A 26,951-nucleotide genomic window follows, 5' to 3' on the forward strand; every position below is an offset into this window, starting at 1 on the left:
GCCAGGAGCGCACCGTGGCCCGCTACACTCTTCGCCGACTGCTGCTGATGATCCCCACGCTGCTGGGGATCATGCTGCTCAACTTCATCATCGTGCAGGCCGCGCCAGGCGGGCCGATCGATCAGATGCTGGCGCGCTTCGAAGGCGCGAACGCCATGGCCAGCACGCGACTGGACATGGGCGGCGCCGACATCCAGGTCAACGACGACTCCCGCGGGGCGCGAGGGATCGACCCGCGCTTCATCGAACAGCTCGAGCAGCAGTTCGGCTTCGACAAGCCCGCTCACGAGCGCTTTTTCACCATGCTGTGGGACTACGCGCGGCTGGATTTCGGCACCAGCTTCTTTCGCGACCGCCCGGTGATCGACCTGATGATCGAGCGCCTGCCGGTGTCGATTTCGCTCGGGCTCTGGTCGACGCTGCTGGTCTATGTGATCTCGATCCCACTGGGCATTCGCAAGGCGCTGCATCACGGCTCGCGCTTTGACGTGTGGAGTTCGGGGCTTGTCATTGTGGGCTATGCGATCCCCGCCTTTCTATTCGCGATCCTGCTGATCGTGGTGTTCGCCGGCGGCAGCTACCTGGACTGGTTTCCGCTCAGAGGCCTCACCTCGCCCAATTTCGACGAGCTCTCGACGCTTGGCAAAATCAAGGACTACTTCTGGCACATTGCACTGCCGGTCGCGGCCACCGCGATTGGCAGCTTCGCCACGCTCACTATGCTGACCAAGAACAGCTTTCTCGACGAGATCCACAAGCAGTACGTGCTCACCGCCCGCGCCAAGGGCGCAAGCGAAAATCGCATTCTCTACGGCCACGTGTTTCGTAATGCGATGCTGATCATCATCGCGGGGCTTCCCGCGGCGCTGATCGGCATTTTCTTCACCGGGGCGCTCTTGATCGAGGTCATCTTCTCGCTCGACGGGCTGGGCCTGCTCGGGTTCGAGGCGGTGATGCAGCGCGACTACCCGGTGATTTTCGGCACGCTGTTTCTCTATACCGTCATCGGGCTGCTATTGAAGCTGCTGTCCGATTTGACCTACGTCTGGGTCGATCCGCGCATCGACTTTGCGACCAGGGAGTCCTGACCATGGCCGCTGCTCACCGCCTCTCGCCCATTACCCGACGCCGCCTGGCGGCGTTTCGCGCCAACCGCCGCGCCCGGGTCTCGCTCTGGATCTTTGGCGTACTGTTCGTCGTAAGCTTAGCCTCCGAGCTGATCGCCAACGATAAGCCGCTGGTCATGCACTTCGATGGCCAATGGTACGCCCCGCTTCTCATCGACTACCCGGAAACCGAGTTCGGCGGCTTCTTACCGACCCGCACCGACTATCTCGACCCCTTCATTCGCGAGCAGATCGCGGACAACGGCTGGGCGCTGTGGCCGCTGATTCCGTTCTCCTATCAAACGCTCGACATGCAGATGAGCCGGCCCTCGCCGGCACCGCCGGATTCGCGCCATTGGCTGGGCACCGACGACCAGGGCCGCGACGTGCTGGCCCGGGTCATTTATGGCTTTCGTTTGTCGGTGGCGTTCGCCCTGGTGCTCACCGCCGGGTCGATCGTGATGGGCGTACTCGCCGGCGGCGTGCAGGGCTATTTTGGCGGCAAGGTGGACCTGATCGGCCAGCGCATTACCGAGATCTGGTCGGGGCTTCCGGTGCTGTTTCTACTGATCATTCTGGCAAGCTTCGTGCAACCCGGATTCTGGTGGCTGTTGGGCATCATGCTGCTCTTCTCCTGGCTGGGGCTCGTCGATATCGTGCGCGCCGAGTTTCTGCGCGCGCGTAATTTGGAGTACGTGCGCGCGGCCAAAGCCATGGGGCTACCCTCACGGCTGATCATGTGGCGCCACGTGCTCCCCAACGCCATGGTCGCCACGCTCACCTTCATCCCGTTTCTGTTCACTGGTGCCATCGGCACGCTAACCGCGCTGGACTTTCTCGGCTTTGGCCTGCCGCCGGGCGCGCCCTCGCTTGGTGAGCTGGCGGCCCAGGGCAAGAACAACCTGCACGCGCCCTGGCTTGGCATCACGGCCTTCATGACGCTTGCCATCATGCTCTCGCTGCTGGTGTTCATCGGCGAGGGTTTGAGAGACGCTTTCGATCCTCGCCACGTCAGCCACGGCGCCACGCCTGCGCCGGGAGCCTCGCATGCCTGAACCGCTTTTTCGCCTCGACCATTTTAGCGTTGCCTTCGACGGTCAGCCGGTGGTGGACGGGCTTTCACTCGAGGTTCATCGCGGCGAAACGCTGGCGATCGTGGGGGAATCCGGCTCGGGCAAGTCGGTGTCGGCGCTGGGAGCGATCGATCTGCTGCCCGCCAGCGCCCGGGTGAGCGGCGAGCGCTGGCTGGAGGGCACCGACCTCAACCGTCAAAGCAAGGCGCAGTGGAGCGGACTTCGCGGCAGCCGCGTGGGCTTCGTGTTTCAGGAGCCCATGACCTCACTGAATCCGCTACACCGCATCGGCAAGCAGTTGTTTGAGGCGCTGCGCTTGCATCAGGGATTGAGAGGTCAGGCCGCCCACCGGCGGGCGAAGGAGCTACTGGAGCAGGTCAAACTGCCCCGCGCCGACGAGCTTTTGAGTGCCTGGCCGCACCAGCTCTCCGGCGGGCAGCGCCAGCGGGTGATGATCGCCATGGCGATCGCCAACAACCCGGCCCTCTTGATCGCCGACGAACCCACCACCGCGCTCGACGTTACCGTGCAGCAGGAGATTCTGGCGCTGTTGAAAGCACTTCGCGACGAGTACGGCATGGGCATGCTGTTCATCACCCACGACTTGAACCTGGTACGCCGCTTCGCCGAGCGGGTGTGTGTCATGAAGGCGGGCCGCGTTGAGGAGACCGGCCGGGTCGAGGAGGTGTTTCGCCACCCACAAAGCGCCTATACCCAAGCGCTGATCGATGCCGAGCCTACCGGGCAGCCAGCGCCGGTCAGCGCCACCAAGCCGCTTTTGCGTGCCCGCGGGCTCAGCGTGCGCTTCGAGCGCCCCGCCGCCGGGCTATTCAAACGCAAGCGCCCCGCGTTCGAGGCAGTCAAAACGGTAGACCTCGACATCGCCCCGGGGGAAACCCTGGGCGTGGTGGGCGAATCCGGCTCTGGCAAAACGACACTGGCCTCGGCGATCATGCGTTTGGTGCCTTCTCGGGGTGAAATCACCCTGGGCGAGACGCCGCTGGGTAGGCTGGGCGGTCGCGCCTTGAGAGCCGAGCGCCACCGCCTGCAGATGGTGTTTCAGGACCCTTACGGCGCACTGTCACCGCGTATGTCGGTGTTCGATATTGTCAGCGAAGGGCTGCGCTTTCACTACCCAAAACTCTCAAGCGAAGAGGTCGCGCGCCGCGTGACGCACACGCTCAAGGAGGTGGGTTTGCCCGAAAGCTGTGCGGCGCGCTACCCGCATGAGTTCTCCGGCGGCCAGCGCCAGCGCATCGCGGTGGCCCGGGCGATCATTCTGGAGCCCGAGCTTCTGGTGCTGGACGAGCCGACCTCGGCGCTGGACCGCACGGTGCAAAAGCAGCTCATCGCCCTTCTGCGCGAGCTGCAGGCCAAGCGCCAGCTCAGCTACCTGTTCATCAGCCACGACCTGGCCGTGGTCCGCGCCATGGCGCACCGCGTACTGGTATTAAAGGATGGTGAAGTCGTCGAACAGGGACCTACACACGAGGTGCTGGCAAACCCGCAGCACGCCTACACCCGCGCGCTGCTCGACGCCGCTCAGCTCGCTGCCGTAGAACCCTAGCAGGCGCGACTAAAACGGGTTTCAGCCCAAAACGGGCATTGCGTCGACTCAAATGCACCGGTTTTCATGACCGGTGCATAGCACTGCTCGAAAACTCTGTTTAACGATTTCCAATTTCGCCACTACTTTGCAGCTTGTAGCCAGCGGGCAAGATAACGGTATAAATTGAGCTTGTGAGTACGCAGTTATGGGTGGCCTCTGAAATACTCAGAAACGCGCTATCTCCTCCGCCGTCAGTTCGCGCCACTCGCCCGGGGCGAGTTCGTCGGGTAGCGCGATCGGCCCGATCGATTGACGATGAAGCGACACCACGCGGTTGCCGAGCGCGGCGAACATCCGCTTGACCTGGTGATAGCGCCCCTCGGTGATCACAAGCGATGCCCGCATCGGGCTCAGAAATTCGAGTGTCGCCGGTGCGGTAGGCGTATCGTCGTCATCGAGCAGCACGCCTTCGGCTATTTGCGCAACGGCGCGCTCTGCTGCGGCCCCTTCGACGGGCTCGGCAAGGTCAGCAATGTAAACCTTGGCACAGCGGTGCTTCGGTGAGGTGATGCGGTGAGACCACTGTCCGTCATCGGTCAACAGCAAAAGCCCGGTGGTATCCACATCGAGGCGTCCGACCGGCTGTAGCCGCTCCGCCCTGGGCAGATCGATCAAATCTATCGCGCGCGGGTAGAGCCCGCGCCGTGCGGTGCACTCCACGTCTTCGGGCTTGTGGAGCATCACGTAACGAAGCCCAACGAGCGCCAGCCGTTCACCGCTTAACTCGATGACATCCTGGGCGGTATCGACGTGAATGGATGCCTGCTTGACCGGTTCGCCGTTGAGTGTCACTTCGCCATTTTTGAGCGCGCGCTTGGCCAGGCTTCGCGTGAGTTCGGTGGTTTCACTAAGAAAACGATCCAGACGCATTACTGGCCCACTCCTGGCAAAAGCTCGAAGCGGTCCGCGTCCTGCCAGGCGGGAAACTTCTCACGAAATTCATCGAGGGCGGTTTTATCGAGCGTGCCGGTTTCAATGAAGGCGCTATGCGCGGGCCGGTCAATGAGCGGCTCGCCCTTGAAGTCGACCAGCATCGAATCGCCGCTGTAGGCGAGCCCCTTGGCGTCTTCGCCCACGCGGTTGACGCCGATGACGTAGCTCAGGTTCTCGACGGCCCGCGCCTGAAGCAGCGTACGCCAAGGATTGCGCCGCGGCGACGGCCAGTTGGCCACGCACAAAAGCGCGTCGTACTCGAAGTGCTCGCCCTCGCCCGGCTGCTGGCGCGACCAGACTGGAAAGCGCAGGTCGTAGCAGACGCTGAGCAGGATTTTGAAGCCCTTGAGTTCGACGAGTTTGCGCTCGCGGCCCATACCGTAACGCTCGTGCTCGCCGGCCATGCGAAACAGATGGCGCTTGTCGTAATAGTCGATCTTGCCGTCCGGAGTGGCCCAGATCATGCGGTTGTAGTACTCACCGTCATCGACGATTGCCACGCTCCCGGTGATCACGCAGTCGCGCGCCTTCGCCTGGTCCAAGAGCCAGGCCACGCTCTCGCTCTGCGCCATGGGCTGGGCCATGTCTCGGGAGTTCATGGTAAAGCCGGTGGCAAACATTTCCGGCAGCACGATCAGGTCGGTATCGCGGCCGTCGAGCTCGCCAAGTAGCGTTTGAAGATGCGTGTGATTGGCCCTGGGGTCTTCCCAGCGCAGGTCGCACTGCACCAGGCTCGTTTTCAACTCGGCCATACCGGGTCTCCTTGTTGCTCTACCGATGAATGATGACATTGTGTGCTAGATTAGCATTTTTTGATGATGAGGCCGTCATGCTATCGCCCCCTACTCGCGACCCGGAAGCCGTCAAGGGCGTTACCTTTGGACTGACCGCCTATGTGATGTGGGGCTGTTTTCCGCTCTATTTCGCACTGTTTAGCGGCGTGCCCGCTTTTGAGGTGCTGCTTCACCGCATCGTCTGGTCCTGCGTGTTTTTGATCGCGGTGATTACGCTGCTCAAGCGCTGGGCGCCGGTGACGAGTGCATTGAGAGCGCCCAGGCGGCTGGGGCGGGTATTGATCTGCGCGGTGCTGATCGGCGCCAACTGGGGGCTCTATATCTACGCGGTGGAAAGCCACCAGGTGCTTCAGGCGAGCCTTGGCTACTTTTTGACGCCGCTAATCAACGTCGCCCTTGGGGTGATCGTGCTGCGTGAAACGATGGGCAAAACGCAGCTCGCCGCCCTCGGGCTTGCGAGCAGCGCGATCGTCATTCAGCTCGTCACGCTTGGCGAGCTGCCCTGGATCAGCCTGATGCTGGCACTGAGTTTCGGAAGCTACGGGCTCTTTCGCAAGCAGGTGCCTTTGGACGGCCTTTCGGGGCTGTTCGTCGAAACGCTATTGCTGTTGCCACTGGCACTGCTCGCGCTGGCCTGGCTCAGCGCCCAGGGCGCCTCGCATTTCCTAATGGATGCGCCGACCAGCGCGCTTTTGATCAGCTGTGGTGTCGCAACGGCGCTTCCGCTTTTGGCCTTTGCTGGCGCCGCCCGACGGCTGCGCCTGTCGACCATCGGCTTTTTGATGTACATCAACCCGAGCATGCAGTTTCTGATTGCGTTGACCGTGTTCGACGAGCCGCTCGGCACCATCCAACTCATCACGTTCATCATGATCTGGCTGGGGCTTGCGCTCTACTCCTGGTCCTCCTGGCGGTCACGTCCGCGCGCCGGCGCTTAGCGAGGCAAGCGCCGGGGGCCTGAGCTTCTCGCCTTGCTCGCGCTCGATGCGTTCGGGCGGGTAGCCCACGCGAAAACCACCCCAATGTTTGCCGTTGATGAAAATCGGCACCGACAGATCGTGCATGATCTCGCCGGTGTCGCGCCGGTACGTTTGCAGCAGAAGTGGCTGGGTGTGCGCGCCGCAGCGCTTTCCCGTCGGGTCGTCGAAAATTCGCTTGCTGCGGCAATACTTCAGATCGTGGGCCGGGTCGCCGGTGGGCGCGCGGCTCACCGCCGCGTTATGAGTGGGTACGTATCCCTGACGGTCGCAGGCGATGGCGTAGTTCACCCCCAGCGACATCAGCAGCGGCTCCTGAAGCGTGGGTAGATGCGCATCGGTGAAGGCATCGAAACCGGTTCGATAAAGCGGTGGGTCGGTATTCGGCACGGGCTGATAATTCTGGGCAAACAGCGCCTCTTGAGTGAGTTCGCCGCGGGCGATCGCTTTTTCAAACAGGGCCTGGATGCGATCGGCACTTTCGCGCGCGGCGGCGAAAACCGTTTGATGGCGGCCGTGCAGGCGCTGTTGAGCAAGTTCACCATCCACGCCTTCGGCGGCGGCCATGAGCTCTCGCGCCTGAACCGCCAGGTCGTGCATGTCGCGATTGCCCTCGTCTACATCGCGCTCGAGCTGGGAGAGCGTTCGGGTCACCGTCTCGCTGTGAGCCTTCGTATTCTCCATTGCCTTTGCCACCCCGCCGATCTCCTCACCGACATCATCGAATTCGCGGGTCGTGTCATCAAGCCCAGCCCCGACCGCCTGCATGCCTCTGGAGCGCTCGCGAACCCGTACCATCAGTTCGTTCATGGTCGACATGACGCGTTGACCGCTCTGGTGCATGTCACGCACCAGCTCGTCGACCCGCTGAGTCGCTTCAGAGCTTTTCTGTGCCAGACTTCGCACTTCGCCGGCCACCACGGCAAAGCCACGGCCGTGCTCACCGGCGCGGGCCGCCTCGATCGACGCATTGAGCGAAAGAAGATGTGTTTGCTCGGAAATGGCTTCGATCATCGACGTCACGCTGCGCACTCGCTCGATTCTATCGTTGAGTGCGGCCAGCTCATCGAGGGCCTCGACGGATTGCTTCGCCACGTCGTTCATGTCGTCCACGATCGCCGTTAGGCTCGACTGATGATGATGGCTTGCATGGCGTGCCTTTTCGGCGAGCTCGGCGACCCGCGTCGCACTGGCGCTGACCTGTAGAATCGTCGCGTTGATCGACGCCATGCTCGATGCCGCCTCGCTTGCCATGCGCTCCTGATTGACAAGCCGCTGATCCATCAGATCGGCGGTGTGCGACACCTGTGCCGAGGCGATCGCCGTGCTGCTGGCCCGCCCCATCAACCGGTAGGCCATCGCCTTGAGCGAGGCGTAGTCGGCAAGTGGCTTGAAGTGCCCCGCGCGGGCCGCCCCCTGATCCCGTGAATCGTACACACGCTGTAAAAAAGCGGCGAGCGCCAGCGCGCCTGCCAGCACGCCTAGAAGCTGGGCAAGATAGCCAAAATGCCCCCCAAGCGTCACCAGCCAAAAAGCAAGCATTAAAAGCACAGCTGGCATCAGCCATCGGAGTAAAAACATAAAATTCCCTTTTCAACATGATTATTATGGTTATAAAGGTGGCGTATATTAAAACGTGTGGCAGTACTTTTTACTGACAGTGCACCCTCGAAAAGCCTGGTACTTGCCATCGAGATTACCCCGTAATGCGCGGTCTGAAAGTAGCACTTTGGGAGAATGGCGCTCTTTTTTTATCGATAAGCTCTAAGGTTAGATCGAACGCGCTACTATAGAGGCGTAATGCAACGTTTCAGAGGCCGACTCCTTTTTTATGCTCAAGCGTTACTTCCCCATCCTTACCTGGCTGCCCCACTACCACCGGGGGCTTTTTAGCGCGGACCTTCTGGCCGGACTCATCGTGACGGTCATGGTGATTCCGCAATCACTCGCCTACGCGCTGCTGGCGGGTCTGCCTGCGGTGGTGGGGCTTTACGCCAGCATTCTGCCGCAGCTTTTCTATACCTTGATGGGCACCAGCCGCACGCTGGCGGTCGGGCCAGTGGCGATCATCGCGCTGATGACCGGCGCGGCGCTGAGCGCAGTCGCCGAGCCCGGCTCCGCACTGTACCTAGAGGCGGCGCTGGTGCTGTCGCTACTTTCCGGGCTGATACTCGTGGGTATGGGCATCGCCCGCATGGGCTTTTTTAGCAACTTTTTGAGCCATCCGGTGATTTCCGGCTTTTTGACCGCCTCGGGCATTTTGATCGCCGCCAGTCAGCTTGGAAGCCTGCTGGGCATCCAGAGCAGCGGCTTCACCCTCGTCGAGCGCGTCGTAACGCTTGCGCCCAACCTGATGTCCATCAATGTTTTCACGGTCGTGATCGGCGTGGGCACGCTGCTCTTTTTGGTCGGCATGCGTCGATTTGGCAAACGGGCGTTTGCGAAGATTGGCGTTCCAGCGGGGCTTGCGGATCTTCTGACCAAAGCGGGGCCGGTATTCGCAGTGATCGTGACTACGCTCGTCTGCTGGCATTGGGATCTGGCGTCACAAGGTGTGGCCGTGGTCGGCGACGTACCCGGCGGCCTTCCCGCGTTCAGCTTTCCGCTAAGCGACATTACGCTGTGGAAGGCGCTGTTTATTCCCGCACTACTGATCAGCCTGGTGGGCTTTGTAGAGTCGGTCTCGATGGGACAGATGCTCGCCGCCAAACGGCGCCAGCGCATTTCACCCAATCAGGAGCTGGTGGGTTTGGGTGCGGCGAACCTGGCCGCTGGGGTGACCAGCGGCATGCCGGTGACCGGTGGGCTCTCGCGCACGGTAATCAATTTCGATGCCGGCGCGCAAACGCCCGCGGCCGGCGCTTTTACTGCCCTCGGCATTGCGCTGGTCACGCTGGCGTTCACCGGCTGGCTGTTTTATCTCCCTATCGCGACGCTGTCCGCGACCATCACGGTGTCGATTTTGACCCTCGTCGACATCCCCATGTTGCGTCAGACCTGGCGCTACTCCCGCAGTGACTTTGCCGCCATGGCGCTCACCATCGTGCTGACCCTGGTGGAAGGCGTCGAGGCGGGGATTATCGGCGGCGTAACGCTCTCGCTTGCGCTGTTTCTCTACCGTACCAGCCGGCCGCATAGTGCGCTGGTCGGGCGGGTGCCGGACACCGAGCACTTTCGCAATATCCAGCGCCACGATGTGCAGGCGCCGAAGAGCGCCGCGCTCTTGCGTATCGACGAAAGCCTCTATTTCGCCAACGCGCGCTACCTGGAAGATACCGTCTACAATCTGGTGGCCAGCCGCCCGGAAATCGAGCACGTGGTGTTGATCTGCTCGGCGGTCAACCTGATCGACGCCTCGGCACTCGAAAGTCTGGATGCGATCAACGCACGTCTAAAAGACTCAAACGTGAAGCTCCACCTTTCCGAAGTAAAGGGGCCGGTCATGGACCGGCTCAAGCAGAGCGACTTTCTGGATGCGCTCACCGGACGGGTGTTTCTGAGTACTTACACCGCTTGGCGCGAATTTTTCTGACACCTCCTGAACACTGAATAGCCGGGTAACACTCGGCTTTTTTACGTCTTCTTCACCTTACCCGCCCCTACAAACGTTGGCGTTGACATTGTCCGCCGGATATCTCTACTATCAATTGAAATATGCAAAACCAAGTACCGCTAAGCGGAATAAAAAGTAAACAAATGTAACTAATTAATCGCCATAGCGGCCTATAACCACAATAAAGGAGCTCTCCATGCGCTCGCTCACTCAACGCCTGCTCATCGCTACTCTGCCTCTTTCGTTCGTCGGCCCTGTGCTCGCCAATGAGATCGATCTTCCGAGTACCATGGCTTGGACGGCCTATGGCACCAACTCCAGTGGCTACGCCCAAGCGGTAGCCATTGGCAATATGCTACAGAACGAGTACGGCTCGTCGGTTCGCGTGCTGCCTGGTGAAAACGATGTGTCGCGGATGACACCGCTCAAACAGGGGCGCGTCGATCTTTGCGCCTGTGGTATCGCAAGCTACTACGGCGCCGAAGGCGTATTGATGTTCGCTGACCGCGACTGGGGCCCGCAGCCGATTCGCGTGATCACCACATCGACCGCTTCCTTTGGGCTATCGCTTGCAGTGGCCGGGGATCTGGACGTCGAGACGCCTGCGGATCTCGCCGGCAAGCGTATCGCCTATATCCGCGGCGACGATGCGCTCAACAAGGGCACCGAAGCATATTTGGCCTTTGGTGGTCTCACGTGGGATGACGTAGAGCGGGTGGATTACCCCGGCTACGCGCGTTCCTTCGATGGCATCATCGCCGGCGACGTGGATGCCTCTTTCACCACGACCGTCACGCCGCCTGCCCAGCAGCTAGCCAGCAGCCCACGCGGCATCAGTTGGCCGGTACTGGATCCAAACGACGAAGCGGGCTGGGAACGCATGGCCGCCGTCGCCCCTTATTTCCGTCCTCATGAAGTTACTGCCGGCGCCGGCGATATTAGCCCGGAGAATCCGCTGGCCAGCGCCAGCTATCCCTACCCGATCGTGGTCGCCAATGAGGATTTGGAGGACAACGTCGCTTACGGACTGATCCGCGCGCTTCAGGAGCATTACGACGACTACAAGGATAACGCCCCTGGTGCCAACGGCTACGCGTTGGAATTCCAGGACCTGGAGTGGGTGGTGCCGTTTCACGATGCGGTAGTCGAGTACTATAAGGAAACCGGCGTCTGGAACGATGAGCTGCAAGCGCACCAGAACCAATTGGTCGAGCGCCAGCAAGTATTGATGCAAGCCTGGCAGACGTTCATGCAGGATGCACCCGACGATGACGATGCCTTCACCTCAGAGTGGATGGCTGCACGTGCGACCGCGCTAAGCGACGCCGGCTTCGAACCGGTTTTTGAGTGACTCGCCCGGGGCGGCGCCCGCCGCCCCTGCTGATGGACGACCCCCTATGACTACCCATACGCCACCTGCCCACCAGAATGGGCAGGTAAAAGAGAAGATCAGCCAGATTCGCGAGCTGCCCGCTGCGCTTCGTTGGATCCCCGCCGCGGTCACCGTCGCTCTGATGCTGATGACCTTGGACTACCTGTTCAATATGGGGCTTCTGACCTTCGTCACCGGCCTCGAGACCCAGTTTTACTACGCCGTGGTGGCGCTACTGCTGCCGCTGGTGTTTCTGCTTTGGCCCTTGAGCGCGAGCCGACAGGAGCAGCCAATACCGTGGTACGACTATCTGCTCAGCGCCGTTACCCTGATCGTGGGCGGCTACTTCGTCTATAACGCCGTCCCTATTCTGGAGCGCGGCTGGGCATTCTCGGCCCCAGAGACCGCCATCTACGCAAGCTACGCCTATTGGGTATTGATCATCGAGGCGGCGCGCCGGGCCGGGGGCTTGCCGATCGCTATCATCGCCGGGGTCTTTTCGCTCTACCCCCTGGTGGCGGATAAAGTGCCCGGTCCGATTCAGGCGTTTCCCTCGACGCTCGAACAGACCGCGATGTACCACACCATGAGCAACGAGAGCATCATGGGCGTGCCGCTCCAAGCCTTCGCGGGGCTGGTCATCGGCTTTTTGGTATTTGGCGTCGTACTGCAGAAAAGCGGCGGCGGCAAGTTTTTTATCAACCTCGCCTTCGCGCTTCTGGGCCACGTGCGCGGTGGGCCGGCTAAAGTCTCCATTTTTTCGAGCGGTTTGATGGGATCGATGAGCGGCAGTGTGATCAGTAATGTCCTAACCACTGGCGTACTGTCGATTCCAGCGATGCGGCGTATCGGCATGAGCCGGTCGTTTGCCGGCGGTGTCGAGGCCTGCGCCTCGACCGGTGGTGTGCTGATGCCCCCGGTGATGGGCGCGACCGCCTTCGTCATGGCGATGTTTCTGGATATTCCTTACTCGGCGGTGGCGCTAGCGGCGGTAATTCCCTCCATCCTCTACTTTTTGGGGCTATTCATCCAGATCGATGCTTACGCCGCGCGCAACGATATTCAAGGCCTGCCCGAGATCGAGCTGCCTTCGCTAAAACAGACGCTGAAAGAGGGCTGGTACTTTGTCTTCGTTTTCGCCCTACTGGTCTGGATGCTGCTGGTGATGCAGCGTGAAGCCGTCGCGCCCTTCTACGCCACCGCGCTGCTTTTAGTACTCAACCAGCTCTCCAAACACAACCGTTGGGGCTGGTCGGATGTGAGCGATACGCTCTCTTCAGCGGCCAAACTCTTTGCCGAGCTGATCGCTATACTCGCCGGCGTGGGCATGCTGGTGGGCGCGCTTTCCATGACGGGGCTCTCTGGCACCATCGCCAACGACTTCATCAACATCGCCGGCGGCAGCGTCCCGCTTCTGTTGATCATGGGCGCGGTTACAAGCTTCGTACTGGGCATCGGCATGACCGTGACGGCGGCCTACATCTTCCTGGCCGTGGCGCTAGCGCCGGCGCTGATTCAAGGCGGTGGGCTGGATCCCATGGCGGTGCACATGTTCATTCTCTATTGGGGCATGTTGAGCTTCATCACACCGCCCGTGGCGCTCGGCGCGTTCGCCGCCGCCACGGTAGCAGGCGCCCGCCCCATGGCCACTGGCCTGCAGGCCATGCGCTTGGGCAGCGTGATCTATTTCATTCCGTTCTTGTTCGTACTCAACCCAGCGCTGATCATGCAAGGCGCGCCGCTGCTGATTCTGGCTGTGTTCGTACAAGCGGTCATCGGCATCGTGCTGTTCGCCTCCGCCATGCAGGGCTATTTGATCGGCGTGGGCCGTTTGGGCTACGGCGTGGTGCAGGAGAGCATCATTCGCACCCTGGTGCTGTTGGCAGGGCTGCTGCTGGCACTGCCTGGTGGCGGTTTGGTGCCGCTAAGCCAACTCGAGCTTATCGGCTTGGCGCTTGCCGCGCTCATACCCGGCGTACTGCTCGCCCGCTTGAGCCAGCGTCGGCAAAAGCCTGCGCATCAGCTGGGCTAACAGCACTGGCTACGGCGCTACGCAGGACAACGACAATCATAAAAATAGCCAAAAGGTATTCGTGATGAAAACAACTTTTCGATCAGTTGCCATCGCCGTGCTCTGTGCCGGCCCGGTGGGCATGCCCTTAGCCGGTGCGGATATGCCCACCACCTTGAACTGGACTTCTTATGGAACCGGTACCAGCGCCAATGCCCAGATCATGGCTATCAGTCAACTTCTGCAAACTGAGTACGGCACGCAGTCCCGGGTGATTCCCGGGGAGAACGACACCATGCGCATGACCCCACTCAAGACGGGACGGGTGGATCTTTGCGCCTGCGGCATCGCCAGCTACTACGGCTCGGAAGGCGTGATGATGTTCGCGCGGCCAGACTGGGGGCCGCAACCGATTCGCGTGATCACAACCTCCATGGCGGGTTTTGGCCTCGGCATGGCGGTGGCGGGCGATGTCGAACTCGAAACGCTGGCCGATCTAAAAGGCAAGCGGCTTGCCTACCTGCGCGGCGACGATGCGCTGAACAAGGCTGCCGAAGCGTACCTCGCTTTCGCCGGGCTTACCTGGGATGACGTGGAGAGGGTCGATTTTCCCGGCTATAACGCCGCCTTCGATGGCATCATCAGCGGCCGTGCCGATGCGGCTATTACCACCACCGTCACCCCGGCAGCGCAGCGCTTGGCCGCCAGCCCTCGCGGTTTGCAATGGCCAGTACTTTCGGCCGACGACACAGCGGGCTGGGAGAGGATGCTTGACGTAGCGCCTTACTTTCAGCCTCACACTGTCACCTCAGGCGCCGGCATCGATCAAAGTGCGCCGCTCGCCAGTGCAAGCTACCCCTATCCTATCGTCGTCAGCAACGCAGACCTTACCGACGAGACCGTTCACGGGCTCATCTCGACGATGGTCGAATCCTATGACGATTATAAGGACAACGCACCAGGCGCTAGCGGCTATGCGCTAGAAAACCAGAACATGGCTTGGGTGATTCCGTTTCACGATGCAGTGGTCGATTACTATCGCGATACCGGTATTTGGACCGACGCCATGGAGGAACATCAGCAAGCTCTGATCGCGCGACAGACGCTGCTCATGGAAGCCTGGCAACGCTATAAAAGCGATGCACCCGAGAACGAAGATGCTTTCATCGAGGGCTGGATGGAGCAGCGTCGTAGTGCGCTGCAATCAGCCGACATGGCCCCAGTCTTCTAAATCAGAACGGTAGTTAGACGTTGGCGGTTCAACCTCTTCGTCATTAATTACATGAATGAAATAATCTTAATTTTGCATTGCGGAATATAATTTCGCTATATTGACTCGCTGCGTCGCATTCGCCATGATTTGACGATCCACCATTTATTCAAGCGAGAAAGCCATGACCGTTTCTTACCAGCGCCACGGGGATATTGGCGTCATTGAAATCGACAACCCGCCGGTCAACGCACTGGGGCACGCCGTGCGCAGCGGCCTGATCGCGGCGCTCGAGGAAGGCATTGCCGATCCGCAAACCCAAGCCCTGGTGCTGATAGCCAAGGGCAGGACGTTTATCGCCGGTGCCGACATTCGTGAATTCGGCAAACCTTCCAAGACCCCGGTGCTTCCTGACGTCATCAACGCATTGGAGGACTGTCCCAAGCCGCTGATCGCCGCACTTCATGGCACGGCCCTGGGCGGCGGGCTCGAAGTGGCGCTGGCCTGTCACTATCGCGTAGCGCTTGAAGGCACGCGTGTCGGCCTGCCGGAGGTCAAGTTGGGGCTATTGCCTGGCGCCGGCGGCACCCAGCGCCTGCCGCGCCTGACCGGGGTTAAGCTTGCGCTAGACATCATTACCAGCGGACATTTCGTGAATACCGATGAAGCGCTCCACGCTAACATCATCGACGCTTTGAGCGATGCCCAGACGCCGCTGGAGGCGGGCCTCGAAGCAGCGCGCGAGGCCCTGGACGGGCGTATCACGCCGCGCGTCACCGGCGAGCTGCCCGCCCCGCAGGCGGACCCGGAAGCCGTGAAGACAACCCGTGATCGACTTCAGAGAGAAACCCCTGATCTTTTCTCACCGTTTCGCATCATTGAGGCCATCGAGGCCTCTACCACCGCGACAACGCTCGCCGAAGGGCTCAAGCGCGAACGCGAACTGTTTCTGGCCTGCATGGACTCCCCCCAGCGCGCTGGCCTGATTCATCTATTCTTTGCCGCGCGCAGCCCGCATCTGGTCAACGGCGTGGAAGACGCCTCTCCCTTCGAGCGAGTGGCGCTCATCGGCGAGCATCCGTTATTCGAAACGCTTTCGAAAGCCGCCTCCCGCGCCAATATCTCGCTACTCGAAGCGCCGGATGCGCAAACCGAGCTCTGCCTGATCGCCCCGAACGCAGAGAGTGACGCCTGCCCGCCAGGCGCCGTTCGCGTCACACTTCAAAGCGCCTCGGACGGCTGCCCCGAGACCGGGCTTGGCTTGATCCTCGCCGACACCGGTGCTTTTCACGAGCTGGTCGACTGCAACGATGACGAGCTTGCCCACCAGCGCACCGCGCTGACGCTCAAGGCGCTGCGCGTCAACGTGGTTGCAAGCCGCCGCCAAAGCATACTGGCCACGCTCAAAGGCGCACTCGAGAACGCCTCGGCAGATGAGAAGCGGGCATCACTCGAAGCCGCAAGCCTAGGCATCGCCGAGCGCGGCGAGTGTTTTCGTCCCGCCGACATCGACCTGCTGGCCGTCGAGGCGCTCGACTACCCGCGCGCGCTCGGTGGCCCTCACCGACAGGCCACGCTGAGCGATAAGGAGCCGTCATGAACCTGACCTTTACCGCCGAAGAGCAGCGCTTTCGCGCCGAGGTGCGCGCGTTTCTCGCCGACTCGCTGCCTGACGACATTCGAAAGCGTGTGCGCCTTGGCCGTCACCTACGCGCCGACGATCACCTGCGCTGGCAGAATATCCTAAGCCGCCAAGGGTGGCTGGCCGCCAACTGGCCCGTCGAACACGGCGGTCCGGGCTGGGGCCCGGTGCAGCGCCATATCTTCGATGAAGAGTGCGCCGCCGCTCACGCTCCGACCGTCGTGCCCTTCGGCGTCAATATGGTGGCGCCGGTCATCATGAAGTTCGGCACCGCCGAGCAGCAGGCGCGCTACCTGCCGCGCATTCTCGACAACCAGGACTGGTGGTGCCAGGGCTACTCCGAGCCTGGCGCCGGCTCGGATCTTGCGAGTCTCAACACTCGCGCGGTACGCGAGGATGATCATTACATCGTCAATGGTCAGAAGACCTGGACCACCCTGGGCCAGCACGCCAACATGCTGTTCTGCCTGGTGCGAACCGATCCCGCCGCCAAGAAACAGGCCGGCATCAGTTTCTTGCTGATCGACATGCAGACACCGGGCATCACGGTGCGGCCGATCGTAACGCTCGACGGCGCCCATGAGGTCAACGAAGTCTTTCTCGACAACGTGCGCGTCCCGGTCGAAAACCGGGTGGGCGACGAGGGTCAGGGCTGGACCTGCGCCAAGTTTCTGCTCACCCACGAGCGCACCGGTATCGCCGGGCTTGGCCATGCCAAGCAGGCACTCGTCCACCTGAAATCGCTGGCAAGCCGTATCCAGCATCGCGGTAAACCGCTGCTCGAACAGCCAAGCTTTCGCCAGCGCGTGGTCAAGACCGAGATCGAGCTGATGGCGCTGGAGGTGACCAATCTACGCGTGATCGCCGCCGCCCGCGACGGCGGCGCCCCCGGCGCCGAGAGCTCGCTCTTGAAAGTGCGCGGATCAGAACTTCGCCAGGAGCTGAGCGAATTGACTCGGCGAGCGCTGGGACCTGCTGCGGTGGCGTTTTTTCCCGAGTTTCTCTACCAGGACGAACCGCTGGACGAGGCCTACGCCGCGAGCGCGGCGGCCAGCGCCCAGTATTTCAATCGGCGCAAACTCTCGATTTACGGCGGCGCCAACGAGATACAAAAAGGCATCGTCGCCAAGACCATTCTAGGTATGTAAGGAAAGCGCCATGGATTTCGCATTGACCGATGAACAGCGCATGCTCGATGAGACGCTGACCCGCCTGGTGGCCGACAAGGTCTCCTTCGAGCAGCGCCGCCACATGCTTAACGCCTCTAAAGCCGGCGCCGATGACCCTCTTTGGCAAAGCTTTGCCCAGCTTGGCCTTCTGCATATGCCTTTCGATGAGTCGGTGGGCGGGCTCAATGGCGACGGCACCGATCTGATGATCATCCTGCAGACTCTGGGCCGCGGTCTGGTACCGCAGCCCTACCTATTTGGACTCGTGCTGCCGGGACAGCTTTTGGCGCTGATGGCCAGCGCCGAGCAGCGGACCTGTTGGCTAGACCCTCTTCTTGGCGGCGAGCATCAGTTGGCGTTCGCCTGGCAGGAGGTCGCCGCCCGCTATGACGCCAAGGGAATCGCTACCACGGCGCGCCGCGAGAACGATCATTGGCGCCTCACGGGCCAGAAGACGCTGGTGATGAACCTGGAGGCGGCCGCCGCAACGCTGGTGACGGCGAAACTCGAAAGCGGCAAGCTAGGGCTGTTCGCGGTGCCCGCCGCCAGCGTCGGCGTGTCGTGCTTCAACTACCGTACGATGGACGAGCAGAGCGCCGGCGATCTGACGCTAGATGACGTGGTGCTGGGTTTCGAGCACTGCCTGAGCGAGGACGTGGAAAGTGCGCTGGAAGAAGTACTCGCCATCGGCCGGGCCGGGCTCTGCGCTCAGGCGCTGGGCGCCATGGAGTCCGCCTGCGACCAGACCCTTGAGTATCTCAAGGATCGCAAGCAGTTTGGCGTTTCGCTGGCGACGTTTCAGGCGCTACAGCACCGCATGGTGGACATGCACCTGCACCTGGAGCAGTCGCGTTCCATGACGATTCTGGCGGCCACCAGCCTGACGCTAGATCCTGCTGATCGTGACTATAAGATCGCCGCCGCCAAGGCCTACTGCGGCGAATCCGCCCGCTTCATCGCCGAACAGGCGATCCAGCTACATGGCGCCATGGGCATGACCGACGAGTGCCATGTCGCAAGCCTCGCACGGCATCTGGTGATGTTCGATCATTACTTGGGCGATTGCGATTTTCATCTTGAAACCGTCAGCGACCGAATCGACGCTGCCTAAGGAGCTTTGCATGTCGTCCTACCCCGATGAAGTGGTCACCGTTAGCCCCGTGGGAGAGGGCGTTGTCGAGGTGGTGATCAATCGCCCGAGCGTGCGCAACGCCTTGAACGAAGCGACCGCGTTGGCACTAGGCGATGCCTTGAAAGGCGTTGCCGAAAATGCTGATGCGCGCTGCGTGATCCTGCGCGGCGAAGCCAGCGCGTTCTGCGCCGGCGCCGACCTTGGGGAGTTTGAGAAGGCCGGTGCTCAGCCGGCCAGCGAACGGCTGGCGCGGCTTTTTCTGCCCGCCCTGAACAGCTTGATGTCCATGGAGAAGCCCGTAATCGCCGCAGTGAGCGGAGCGGCAGCGGGTATCGGCGTCTCCTATGTGCTGGCAAGTGACATGGTGGTGATGGGGCGCTCGGCCTACTTGAAGCTTGCGTTCATCAATATCGGCCTTATTCCCGACGGTGGTGCCAGCTGGCATCTGGTGCACAAGCTGGGCCACCCCCAGGCCTTCGAGATGGCCGCCCTGGCTATCCCTATCGAGGCCGAGCGCTGCCGGTCGCTGGGTCTTGCCAACCGCGTCGTCGATGACAACGAGGTCGTGGCTCAGGCTCGCGAGCTGGCAAGCCAGCTGGTCAAGCAGTCGTCCCAGGCGCTGGCGGCCACCAAGCGAGCGCTGCGCAGCGCCCAGGAGTTTTCGCTTGTCGATACCATGAAGCTCGAAGGCGAGCTTCAGGATCAGTGCAAGGCATCAGACGAGTTCAAGGAACAGCTCGCGGCGTTTCGTCAGAGCCGGCGCAAGGCGTCCAACGCCTGACGGAAATCGCGCGATAATGTGGCGACCGAGGTCGCCACGCTCTCCAGTGAGTCGATCGACCCCACGCCCTGCCCCGCACCCCATATATCCCGCCAAGCCTTCGCCTTGCTGCCGCCGCCGGAGCCATAACGCATGGCGCTCTTGTCGCCCTCGGGAAGCGCGTTCGGGTCAAGCCCCGCCGCCTCGATGCTCTGACGCAGATAGTTGCCGTGCACCCCGGTAAAAAGATTGGTGTAGACGATATCTCCCGCTGCAGCCTCCAGCACCATCTGCTTGTACGACGCCTCAGCGTTAGCCTCTTGAGTTGCGATAAAGCGGGTGCCCATGTAGACCATGTCAGCGCCCATGGCGAGGGCCGCCGCGATCTGCTCGCCGCGCGTAATCGACCCGGCAAGCACGAGCGGCCCATCAAAAAAGGCGCGCACTTCCGCCACAAAGGCGAAGGGGTTGAGCCGACCGGCGTGGCCACCGGCGCCCTGACAGACCAGAATCAGGCCATCGACGCCGGCCTCGACGGCCTTTCTGGCATGACGCAGCGTGGTAACGTCGTGAAAAACCCGCCCCCCATAGGCGTGCACCTGTTCGACTACGCGATTTGGCGCATGAAGACTGGTGATGACCAACGGCACTCGGTACTCGGCGCATAACGCCACATCGTGCTCGAGGCGGTCGTTGGTCGGATACACGATCTGGTTCACCGCGAAAGGCGCCGCCGGTGTATCCGGGTGGTCGTCGTTGTAACGCGAGAGGCTTTGGGTAATTTGCTCAAGCCAGTCGCGCAGCGCCTCTGCCGGGCGAGCGTTGAGCGCGGGAAAAGCACCGATGATACCGGCCTGGCACTGGGCAATAACGAGTTCAGGGCCGGAAACGATGAACATGGGAGAGCCGATCACTGGCAGCGCCAGTGAATCGGTAAGATCGTTCAGCATGGTCAGCTCGCAGTCGAATCAGGTGAAAATAAAGGTGTCACAATCGCAACGGCCGGCAAGCGCCGGCCGCAGACATCGTCACGACAAGAGGCCCTCGAGGGCCTCCTTCGCCGTTAGAGCTTACTCTCGAGCTCTGGCAGAAGCTCGAACAGATCCCCCACCAGGCCGTAGTCCGCCACCTGGAAGATCGGCGCTTCCTCGTCCTTGTTGATCGCCACGATCACCTTCGAGTCCTTCATCCCCGCCAGGTGCTGGATGGCGCCGCTGATGCCCACCGCGATGTACAGATCCGGCGCGACGATCTTGCCCGTCTGACCCACCTGCATGTCGTTGGGCACAAAGCCCGCATCCACCGCCGCCCGGGAGGCGCCGACCGCCGCACCGAGCTTGTCGGCGATGCCGTCGAGCAGTCTGAAGTTCTCGCCGTTGCCCATGCCACGGCCCCCGGAGATCACGACCTTCGCGCCCCCCAGCTCCGGGCGGTCGGACTGCGCGAGCTCCTCACCGACGAACTGCGACTGGTCGTTCTCGACCACGGTGTCCACTGCCTCGATGGCGGCCGCGTTGTCGCGGCCCACGGCATCGAACGCCGTGGTGCGCACGGTCATGACCTTGAGCGTGTCGTCGCTTTTCACCGTGGCGATGGCGTTGCCGGCGTAGATCGGACGCTTGAAGGTGTCCGGGCCGTCGACCGCCACGATTTCGGAAAGCTGGCTGACGTCCTTGAGCGCGGCGACCCGCGGCAGCACGTTCTTGCCCGTGGTCGAGGCGCTGGTGAGAATATGGCTGTAGTCGTCGGCCAGCGACACCACCAGCGCACCCAGCGGCTCGGCGAGCTGGTGGGCGTAGACGGCGTTATCCGCCAGGCGAACCCGGGTGACGCCGTCGAGTTTCGCGGCGGCCTCCGCCGCGGCCTGGACGCCGTCGCCGGCGACCAGCACATCGATATCGCCGCCGATCTCGCGGGCGGCGGCCACCACGTGGGCGGTGGCGTCAAGCAGATGGCCGTCGTGAAGATCGGCCAGTACCAGAATGCTCATGGAGTGTACTCCCTGGAATAACGGTGAAAGAGGCAAGCGGAAGGTGGGGGGATCAAAGCACCTTCGCTTCGTTCCTGAGCTTGTCGACCAGCTCGTCGACCGAGGCCACTTTTACCCCGCCCTTGCGCTCGGCCGGCGTTTCGACCTTCACCAGGCTCACTTTCGAGGCCACCTCGATGCCGTAATCCGCCGGCGTTTTGACATCCATCGGCTTCTTCTTGGCTTTCATGATGTCGGGAAGCTTGGCGTAGCGCGGCTCGTTGAGGCGCAGATCGGTGGTGACGATCGCCGGAAGCGACAGTGACAGCGTCTGCAGGCCGCCGTCGATCTCGCGGGTGACGCTGACCCGGTCGCCGTCGACGGCAACCTTCGAGGCGAAGGTGGCCTGGGGCAGATTGGACAGTGCTGCGAGCATCTGGCCGGTCTGGTTGTTGTCGGTGTCGATCGCCTGCTTGCCGAGAATCACCAGCCCCGGCTGCTCCTGTTCGACCACCTTCGCCAGCAGCTTCGCCACCGCCAGCGACTCGACGCGCTCGTCGGTCTCGATCTGGATCGCCCGGTCGGCGCCCAGCGCCAGCGCGGTGCGCAGCTGCTCCTGGGCAGCTTTCGGGCCGATGCTCACGGCGACCACTTCCGTGGCCACGCCCTGCTCCTTCAGGCGCACCGCCTCTTCCACGGCGATCTCGCAGAAGGGGTTCATGGCCATCTTGACGTTGGTCAGATCCACGTCCGAATGATCGGCCTTGACGCGAATTTTCACGTTGTAGTCGATGACGCGCTTGACCGCGACTAGTACTTTCATGGGAATGCTCCTGCCAAGTTTATCGTTCCGCAAAGCAAAACATTATTTCAATTTATAGAGATCAACAGTAAAAAAACCTAGCGCAAAAATCAAGCGCGAAACGTGCGCCTCAAACGGGCGAGCAGGCAAACCAAAGCGCCAGCAGTGGCACGGTGGCCAGTAGAAATCGTCCGTTCCAACGGTAGCCAATGTGCTGGGTGGGCACACCAGTGAAACGCGAAAGAATGAGCATCGATGCCGTCATCGGTGACGACATCAGCGACAGCGCCCAGCCCACCATGAGCGAGGCGGCAATGATGACCGGCGGCAGACCGTCGATGTCGAGCGTGGGCAGTAGCCCCGCCAATAGCGTTACCGTAACGATGGGGTTGACCCCCAGCTGGGCGAGCCCCAGGACCGTGAACATGGCCAGCACGGCGTTCAGTGTTCCCAACGAATCGAGTATTGAGAGAAGCGGTGCCAGTGACTGAGTATCCACCAGCCCGATGCACAGGTGCCCAAGATAGCCCGCCGCTCCGAGTACCACGATCTCGTTGGCGCTGGGCGAGAGCAGCCAGGGAAGCTTGCGATGCGCGGTGGCGATGGCAGCGGGCAGGCCTCCATAGCGGAGTCGGCGACGCTGCCAGGCAAGCCAAAAAAGCGCGCTGGCAGGCGCGCCGATCAGCGTCGCCACCGGCAGGCGAACGCCCAGAAGCAAGGCGATCAATACGACCAGCGCGACCACGGCGGCCAGCAGCGCGCTGAATCGGGCCAGCGGCAACAGTGATGGCGCGACACGCGAGCTGTCGGCGGGCGGGTGCGGGCCTGTCAGGTAATCCACCGCCCAACCGACCAGAAAGGTAAGGCCTGCAGCGAAAAACACATACGGCGCAAGCTCGAGCCAAGTGATCTGGGGGATGCTCGAGAGCACCACCGCCACGCCCATTCCCATGGGCGAAATCAATGGAGCCAGGGCAAACCCGCGTAAAAGCGCCAGCATCATTCGGCGCTGACGCGCCTCACGCACCCAGGCACGTCCCTGAGCCGCCTCGAGCGTGTTGCTCTTCTCGATCATGGCGGCAAAGAGGTTCAATACGCCGATATTGAGAATGATGCCGAACAGTATCGAGCCGAAAGAGAGAATCGGGTAGCGCCGGCCGGGAGGCTGCAGCAGCATGGCTTGCCCACAGCGACGTACCAGCGGCGAGCCGTAGGCGGGAAGACGCATCATGCCAAGCGCCACGACGAAGGTCGCAAAAAAAGCGAAGCGGCCGCTGGCCTCGAACAGCAGCATCGCAGGCGATGACGAGAAGACGATCGCCAGCATGCTCACCAGGCCCGCCACGGCAAGTAGTCCCCGCGCCATGGCGTTCAGCTGGCCGGATAGCGTGGTGAGATACACAATCAGAGCCACGACACCCACCCCCTGGGCCACCACGGAGGTTCCCCCGCCACTCACCAGATGCAACAGTGTCGCCAGCGTCACTATCAGCAGCAGCGAAACCCGCAGACGGGCAGTCGTCACTCGCGGTGTCCTTTCAGACGCTCCTTGAGTAGCGAGATGGGCACGCCGTCGGGTGATTCGCTGCCGCTCAAGCGCTTGAACGATCCCTCTCCCATGGCGACGAGCCTACCCTGCTCATCGACGACCTCGGCACTGGTCATGTAGATCTTGCGCCCGCCACCGCGCAGCACGCCGACACAGCGCAGCACACCCTGCTTAGCCGGGCTGACGAACGTGGTGCTAAGCGAGAGCGTGACGGCACGGCGGGCGTTGCCTGGCACGGGGCAATAAAGCCCTGCAAGGCTCAAGGCATTGTCCAGAAGCGCCGAGAGCACGCCGCCGTGGACGTTTCCGCTTCGATTGAGGTGTTTCTCCTCGAGAGTCAGCTCGACCACGGCGCGCTCGGCATTCCACTCGACCACGCAAAGCCCCAGTAAATCGTTGAAACCACCTGGCTCATCGGTCGGTACACCGTTCTGGTCATCATCGGCTCGACGCATCACTCACCCTCCTGCTGGGCCAGATCACGCAGGCGGCCCTTGAGAATCTTGCCCGTGGCGGTGGAAGGCAGCGCCTCCATCATGACGATTTGGGCAGGCCGCTTGTAGGGGGCTAACCGTTCGGCAATGAACGCCTTGAACTCGACCATGTCGAGCTCGACGCCCTGCTCGCACTGCACAAAGGCGATGACTTCCTCGTTGCCCGCCACTTGGCGCCCGACCACGGCACATAGTGTGATGGCCGGGTGCTCGTTGATTACCGCTTCGACATCCGGCGGATAGATGTTGAACCCGGAGCGAATAATGAGCTCCTTGCTGCGTCCAACGATATAGAGCTGGCCGTCATGATCGACTCGGGCGATATCGCCAGTGTTAAGCCAGCCATCTGCGGTGAGGCTCTGGCGTGTCGCCTCGGGCTGACGAAAGTAGCCCTTCATGACGTTGGGGCCGCGTACCCAGAGCTCGCCCACTTCGTCACCGGCGGTTTCGCCGGTAGTGGTGCTGCCCAGTGGCTCGAGCCGATACTCAAGAAGCGGCAGTACCCGACCGACCGTATTGCTTTCGTGGCGATCATCGATACGCGTCTGGCTGATGGTCGGGCTGGCCTCGGTCAGCCCGTAGCCATTGTGAAGCGTCAGGTTGAAGGCCGCCTCCACCCGGCTCTTGGTATCGCTGTCCAAAGGCGAGCCGCCGGCGGAGATGTAGATCAGCGCCGGCGCCTTGAGTTCGCAGCACTCGCGCTTGAGGTACTCGAGTGCGCGGGCGTACATCGCCGGCACGCCCTGAAGCACGCTGATCCGCTCCTCATCGAGGGTCTTGAGCAGGTGCGCGGCATCGAAGCGAGGCACCGTATACAGGCAAGCGCCATTATAGAGTGAGCCCATACAGACCGACGATAAGCCGAAGACGTGAGACATGGGGAGCACCCCGTAGACCCGCTGGCCTTCGTTCAAGTGACGCATGCCGCCGGAAATCGAGGCGATGTAGAGAATGCCGCGATGGGTCAGCATCACGCCCTTGGGCGTTCCCGTCGTGCCCGAGGTGTAGATCATCGCGGCCACCTGCTCGGCGCCGCTTTCACTCACCGGCTCCGGGTCGCTTTCGAGAAGCGCCGAAAGGGCAAGCTCGCCGAGCTGCGGATGCTGATAGCGGTCGGCGCCGTGACGCTCGGCATGGCTGGCGGCATCAATTGATGCCTCGCAGGTATAAATGATGCGTCGGGGCAGGCAGTTATCGCGAATAAGATCGATCTCCTGCGCCGAGAGCCGTGAGTTGACGATCGCGACCCAGACATCCATTTCGCTGGCCGCCAGAAGCAGCACCACCAAAGCGCGGCCGTTTTCGCTCACCGTCATGAGGCGATCGCCGGGGCGAAACCCGAGCCCTTCGAGCCAGCGGCGTGCGGCGCGTATCTCATCGCCAAGCTCGGCATAGCTCCAGCGGACCCCGCCATCGACGATGGCCGGATGCTCGCCGAGACGCTGGGCGTTTTCCAGCACCCGGGTGCTGAGACGCTCGGGAAGTTGCGCCACCAGCTCGCTTGCAAGCGTACCGAAGATATCCTCGTCCGGCGCCTGGTAGGGAACCGACAGAGCCATCAGGACGCCTCCCGTACCATGTTACGGGCGATGACCAGCTGTTGGATCTGCGTGGTGCCCTCGTAGATGCGAAACAGACGAACATCGCGATAGAAACGCTCGACGGCGTACTCGGACATGTAGCCCGCACCGCCGTGAACCTGCACCGCGCGATCCGCCACGCGCCCCACCATCTCGGCGCAGAAGAGCTTGCAGCACGACGCCAGGGTCGAAACGTTCTCGCCGTCGTCCTTGCGTCGCGCGGCGTCCATCACCATGGTGCGCCCGGCGTAAGCCTCGGTCTTGCTATCCGCCAGCATCGCTTGTACCAGCTGGTGCTCAGCGAGTGCGGCGCCGAACTGCTGGCGCTCCATGGTGTAGTTGAGCGACTCCTCGACCAGCCGCTCGGCTACGCCCACGCAGACGGCTGAGATATGCAGACGCCCACGGTCGAGCACCTTCATGGCGGTCTTGAACCCTTGGCCTTCCTTGCCGCCGATGATGTTCTCTGCAGGCACCCGGCAATTATCGAAGATGATGTCGCAGGTGTGGGCACCCTTCTGGCCCATCTTGCTGTCCGCCGGGCCACGTACCAGCCCCGGGGTGTCGCCTTCGACGATGAAGGCCGAGATGCCGCCGGCACCCTTGTTGTCCGGATCAGTGCGCGCCATGACGGTGAACAGGTCCGCCTCGGGGCCGTTGGTGATATAGCGTTTGGTGCCGTTGAGAATATAGTGACCGCCGTCACGTACGGCGGTGGTGCGCAGACTCGCTGCGTCGGAGCCGGAATCCGGTTCAGTCAGACAGAACGAGCTGAGAATCTCGCCGGTCGCCAGGCGCGGCACGTAGCGGGACTTCTGCTCGTCGGTGCCGTCGATCAGGATGCCCTGGGCGCCGATACCGTTGTTGGTGCCGAAGACCGAGCGAAATGCCGGCGAGGTCTTGCCGATCTCCATGGCGACCAGCGCCTCCTCCTCCATGGTGAGCCCCAGGCCGCCGTACTCTTCGGGGATGGAAAGGCCGAACAGCCCCATCTCCTTCATTTCCGCCAGCAGTTCAGCGGGCACGGCATCGTCCTCGGCCAGTCGCGCTTCGTTGGGAATCAGGCGCTCGCGCACGAAACGGGAGATGGTATCGACTAGTTGATTGATCAATTCGGGGTCGCGAATCATGACGGCTCCAGAGGGTAGCGAGTAGCATTTCGAAAAATGCGCTGCGAAATGGCTGGTTTCAATACTTACTTTTGTTTTGCAGAGCA

Annotated in this window: 22 protein-coding genes; 12 read left to right on the forward strand and 10 right to left on the reverse strand. The window is 61.9% G+C overall.

The genetic code is table 11. The features are described 5' to 3' along the window. The first annotated feature begins 14 nt into the window (after nucleotides 1–14). The 3 genes from OCT39_RS09230 to OCT39_RS09240 are packed head-to-tail and all read left to right on the forward strand — an operon-like array spanning nucleotide 15 to nucleotide 3,746. Nucleotides 15–1,088: a microcin C ABC transporter permease YejB gene (locus tag OCT39_RS09230; protein WP_263584192.1), complete on the forward strand. Its 1,074-nt coding sequence runs from the start codon at nucleotides 15–17 to the stop codon at nucleotides 1,086–1,088. Nucleotides 1,089–1,090: 2 nt separating this feature from the next. After that, on the forward strand, nucleotides 1,091–2,161 hold the full coding sequence (locus OCT39_RS09235; protein ID WP_263584193.1) for an ABC transporter permease: 1,071 nt from the start codon (nucleotides 1,091–1,093) through the stop codon (nucleotides 2,159–2,161). Next, a complete protein-coding gene (locus tag OCT39_RS09240; protein ID WP_263584194.1) occupies nucleotides 2,154–3,746 on the forward strand; it encodes an ABC transporter ATP-binding protein in 1,593 nt (530 codons plus the stop codon). Before OCT39_RS09235 ends, OCT39_RS09240 begins: the two co-directional genes overlap by 8 nt. Nucleotides 3,747–3,953: 207 nt before the next feature. Here OCT39_RS09240 and OCT39_RS09245 read toward each other — a convergent pair whose 3' ends face one another. Both OCT39_RS09245 and OCT39_RS09250 read right to left on the reverse strand, forming a co-directional pair. Beyond that, a complete protein-coding gene (locus OCT39_RS09245; protein WP_263584195.1) occupies nucleotides 3,954–4,658 on the reverse strand; it encodes a pseudouridine synthase in 705 nt (234 codons plus the stop codon). Continuing rightward, nucleotides 4,658–5,473, reverse strand: coding sequence for an amidohydrolase (locus tag OCT39_RS09250; protein ID WP_263584196.1), 816 nt, complete (start codon nucleotides 5,471–5,473; stop codon nucleotides 4,658–4,660). Before OCT39_RS09250 ends, OCT39_RS09245 begins: the two co-directional genes overlap by 1 nt. A 77-nt stretch (nucleotides 5,474–5,550) precedes the next feature. On the opposite strand from OCT39_RS09250, the gene rarD reads away from it, so the two are divergent. After that, nucleotides 5,551–6,453 (forward strand): EamA family transporter RarD, encoded by a 903-nt coding sequence (gene rarD, locus OCT39_RS09255; protein WP_263584197.1) that lies wholly within the window; start codon nucleotides 5,551–5,553, stop codon nucleotides 6,451–6,453. On the opposite strand, the gene OCT39_RS09260 is transcribed toward rarD, so the two are convergent. Next, complete coding sequence (locus tag OCT39_RS09260) at nucleotides 6,430–8,073, reverse strand: methyl-accepting chemotaxis protein (RefSeq protein ID WP_263584198.1); 1,644 nt, start codon at nucleotides 8,071–8,073, stop codon at nucleotides 6,430–6,432. The genes rarD and OCT39_RS09260 overlap by 24 nt on opposite strands. A 250-nt stretch (nucleotides 8,074–8,323) precedes the next feature. On the opposite strand from OCT39_RS09260, the gene OCT39_RS09265 reads away from it, so the two are divergent. The 8 genes from OCT39_RS09265 (at nucleotide 8,324) to OCT39_RS09300 (ending at nucleotide 19,362) form a co-directional block, all read left to right on the forward strand. Continuing rightward, nucleotides 8,324–10,024 (forward strand): SulP family inorganic anion transporter, encoded by a 1,701-nt coding sequence (locus OCT39_RS09265; protein ID WP_263584199.1) that lies wholly within the window; start codon nucleotides 8,324–8,326, stop codon nucleotides 10,022–10,024. A gap of 217 nt (nucleotides 10,025–10,241) precedes the next feature. Then, a complete protein-coding gene (locus OCT39_RS09270) occupies nucleotides 10,242–11,396 on the forward strand; it encodes a TAXI family TRAP transporter solute-binding subunit (protein WP_263584200.1) in 1,155 nt (384 codons plus the stop codon). A 46-nt stretch (nucleotides 11,397–11,442) separates the two neighbouring features. Continuing rightward, nucleotides 11,443–13,449 carry a TRAP transporter permease gene (locus OCT39_RS09275; protein ID WP_263584201.1) on the forward strand — a complete coding sequence of 669 codons (2,007 nt, stop codon included), beginning with the start codon at nucleotides 11,443–11,445 and terminating at the stop codon, nucleotides 13,447–13,449. Nucleotides 13,450–13,513: 64 nt separating this feature from the next. Next, a complete protein-coding gene (locus OCT39_RS09280) occupies nucleotides 13,514–14,659 on the forward strand; it encodes a TAXI family TRAP transporter solute-binding subunit (RefSeq protein ID WP_263584202.1) in 1,146 nt (381 codons plus the stop codon). Nucleotides 14,660–14,822: 163 nt separating this feature from the next. Continuing rightward, entirely contained in the window at nucleotides 14,823–16,238 is a 1,416-nt protein-coding gene (locus tag OCT39_RS09285; protein WP_263584203.1) for an enoyl-CoA hydratase/isomerase family protein, read from the forward strand. Then, nucleotides 16,235–17,428 (forward strand): acyl-CoA dehydrogenase family protein, encoded by a 1,194-nt coding sequence (locus OCT39_RS09290; RefSeq protein ID WP_263584204.1) that lies wholly within the window; start codon nucleotides 16,235–16,237, stop codon nucleotides 17,426–17,428. The genes OCT39_RS09285 and OCT39_RS09290 overlap by 4 nt, the downstream gene beginning before the upstream one ends. 10 nt (nucleotides 17,429–17,438) lie before the next feature. Further along, the gene (locus OCT39_RS09295; RefSeq protein ID WP_263584205.1) at nucleotides 17,439–18,560 is read left to right on the forward strand and encodes an acyl-CoA dehydrogenase family protein; all 1,122 of its coding nucleotides are present in this window, start codon (nucleotides 17,439–17,441) and stop codon (nucleotides 18,558–18,560) included. Between the two features lie 10 nt (nucleotides 18,561–18,570). Further along, nucleotides 18,571–19,362, forward strand: coding sequence for an enoyl-CoA hydratase/isomerase family protein (locus OCT39_RS09300; protein WP_263584206.1), 792 nt, complete (start codon nucleotides 18,571–18,573; stop codon nucleotides 19,360–19,362). Here OCT39_RS09300 and OCT39_RS09305 read toward each other — a convergent pair. The 7 genes from OCT39_RS09305 to OCT39_RS09335 form a co-directional block, all read right to left on the reverse strand. Next, on the reverse strand, nucleotides 19,332–20,291 hold the full coding sequence (locus tag OCT39_RS09305) for an NAD(P)H-dependent flavin oxidoreductase (protein WP_263584207.1): 960 nt from the start codon (nucleotides 20,289–20,291) through the stop codon (nucleotides 19,332–19,334). The genes OCT39_RS09300 and OCT39_RS09305 overlap by 31 nt on opposite strands. 113 nt (nucleotides 20,292–20,404) lie before the next feature. Beyond that, on the reverse strand, nucleotides 20,405–21,331 hold the full coding sequence (locus OCT39_RS09310) for an electron transfer flavoprotein subunit alpha/FixB family protein (protein WP_263584208.1): 927 nt from the start codon (nucleotides 21,329–21,331) through the stop codon (nucleotides 20,405–20,407). Between the two features lie 52 nt (nucleotides 21,332–21,383). After that, nucleotides 21,384–22,133 carry an electron transfer flavoprotein subunit beta/FixA family protein gene (locus OCT39_RS09315; RefSeq protein WP_263584209.1) on the reverse strand — a complete coding sequence of 250 codons (750 nt, stop codon included), beginning with the start codon at nucleotides 22,131–22,133 and terminating at the stop codon, nucleotides 21,384–21,386. A 109-nt stretch (nucleotides 22,134–22,242) separates the two neighbouring features. Then, nucleotides 22,243–23,637 carry a hypothetical protein gene (locus OCT39_RS09320; protein WP_263584210.1) on the reverse strand — a complete coding sequence of 465 codons (1,395 nt, stop codon included), beginning with the start codon at nucleotides 23,635–23,637 and terminating at the stop codon, nucleotides 22,243–22,245. Next, a complete protein-coding gene (locus tag OCT39_RS09325; protein WP_263584211.1) occupies nucleotides 23,634–24,116 on the reverse strand; it encodes a PaaI family thioesterase in 483 nt (160 codons plus the stop codon). Before OCT39_RS09325 ends, OCT39_RS09320 begins: the two co-directional genes overlap by 4 nt. Continuing rightward, complete coding sequence (locus tag OCT39_RS09330) at nucleotides 24,116–25,714, reverse strand: class I adenylate-forming enzyme family protein (protein ID WP_263584212.1); 1,599 nt, start codon at nucleotides 25,712–25,714, stop codon at nucleotides 24,116–24,118. The genes OCT39_RS09325 and OCT39_RS09330 overlap by 1 nt, the downstream gene beginning before the upstream one ends. Further along, nucleotides 25,714–26,865 carry an acyl-CoA dehydrogenase family protein gene (locus OCT39_RS09335; protein WP_263584213.1) on the reverse strand — a complete coding sequence of 384 codons (1,152 nt, stop codon included), beginning with the start codon at nucleotides 26,863–26,865 and terminating at the stop codon, nucleotides 25,714–25,716. Before OCT39_RS09335 ends, OCT39_RS09330 begins: the two co-directional genes overlap by 1 nt. Nucleotides 26,866–26,951 lie beyond the last annotated feature (86 nt).

Source organism: Halomonas sp. GD1P12 (assembly GCF_025725645.1).
In the GTDB taxonomy this organism is placed as follows: Bacteria; Pseudomonadota; Gammaproteobacteria; order Pseudomonadales; family Halomonadaceae; genus Vreelandella.

Coding starts and splice junctions, on each gene's coding strand:
- OCT39_RS09235 (WP_263584193.1), top strand. CDS start 1,091: ATGGCCGCTGCTCACCGCCTCTCGCCCATTACCCGACGCCGCCTGGCG.
- OCT39_RS09240 (WP_263584194.1), top strand. CDS start 2,154: ATGCCTGAACCGCTTTTTCGCCTCGACCATTTTAGCGTTGCCTTCGAC.
- OCT39_RS09245 (WP_263584195.1), bottom strand. CDS start 4,658: ATGCGTCTGGATCGTTTTCTTAGTGAAACCACCGAACTCACGCGAAGC.
- OCT39_RS09250 (WP_263584196.1), bottom strand. CDS start 5,473: ATGGCCGAGTTGAAAACGAGCCTGGTGCAGTGCGACCTGCGCTGGGAA.
- rarD (WP_263584197.1), top strand. CDS start 5,551: ATGCTATCGCCCCCTACTCGCGACCCGGAAGCCGTCAAGGGCGTTACC.
- OCT39_RS09260 (WP_263584198.1), bottom strand. CDS start 8,073: ATGTTTTTACTCCGATGGCTGATGCCAGCTGTGCTTTTAATGCTTGCT.
- OCT39_RS09265 (WP_263584199.1), top strand. CDS start 8,324: ATGCTCAAGCGTTACTTCCCCATCCTTACCTGGCTGCCCCACTACCAC.
- OCT39_RS09270 (WP_263584200.1), top strand. CDS start 10,242: ATGCGCTCGCTCACTCAACGCCTGCTCATCGCTACTCTGCCTCTTTCG.
- OCT39_RS09275 (WP_263584201.1), top strand. CDS start 11,443: ATGACTACCCATACGCCACCTGCCCACCAGAATGGGCAGGTAAAAGAG.
- OCT39_RS09280 (WP_263584202.1), top strand. CDS start 13,514: ATGAAAACAACTTTTCGATCAGTTGCCATCGCCGTGCTCTGTGCCGGC.
- OCT39_RS09285 (WP_263584203.1), top strand. CDS start 14,823: ATGACCGTTTCTTACCAGCGCCACGGGGATATTGGCGTCATTGAAATC.
- OCT39_RS09290 (WP_263584204.1), top strand. CDS start 16,235: ATGAACCTGACCTTTACCGCCGAAGAGCAGCGCTTTCGCGCCGAGGTG.
- OCT39_RS09295 (WP_263584205.1), top strand. CDS start 17,439: ATGGATTTCGCATTGACCGATGAACAGCGCATGCTCGATGAGACGCTG.
- OCT39_RS09300 (WP_263584206.1), top strand. CDS start 18,571: ATGTCGTCCTACCCCGATGAAGTGGTCACCGTTAGCCCCGTGGGAGAG.
- OCT39_RS09305 (WP_263584207.1), bottom strand. CDS start 20,291: ATGCTGAACGATCTTACCGATTCACTGGCGCTGCCAGTGATCGGCTCT.
- OCT39_RS09310 (WP_263584208.1), bottom strand. CDS start 21,331: ATGAGCATTCTGGTACTGGCCGATCTTCACGACGGCCATCTGCTTGAC.
- OCT39_RS09315 (WP_263584209.1), bottom strand. CDS start 22,133: ATGAAAGTACTAGTCGCGGTCAAGCGCGTCATCGACTACAACGTGAAA.
- OCT39_RS09325 (WP_263584211.1), bottom strand. CDS start 24,116: ATGCGTCGAGCCGATGATGACCAGAACGGTGTACCGACCGATGAGCCA.
- OCT39_RS09330 (WP_263584212.1), bottom strand. CDS start 25,714: ATGGCTCTGTCGGTTCCCTACCAGGCGCCGGACGAGGATATCTTCGGT.
- OCT39_RS09335 (WP_263584213.1), bottom strand. CDS start 26,865: ATGATTCGCGACCCCGAATTGATCAATCAACTAGTCGATACCATCTCC.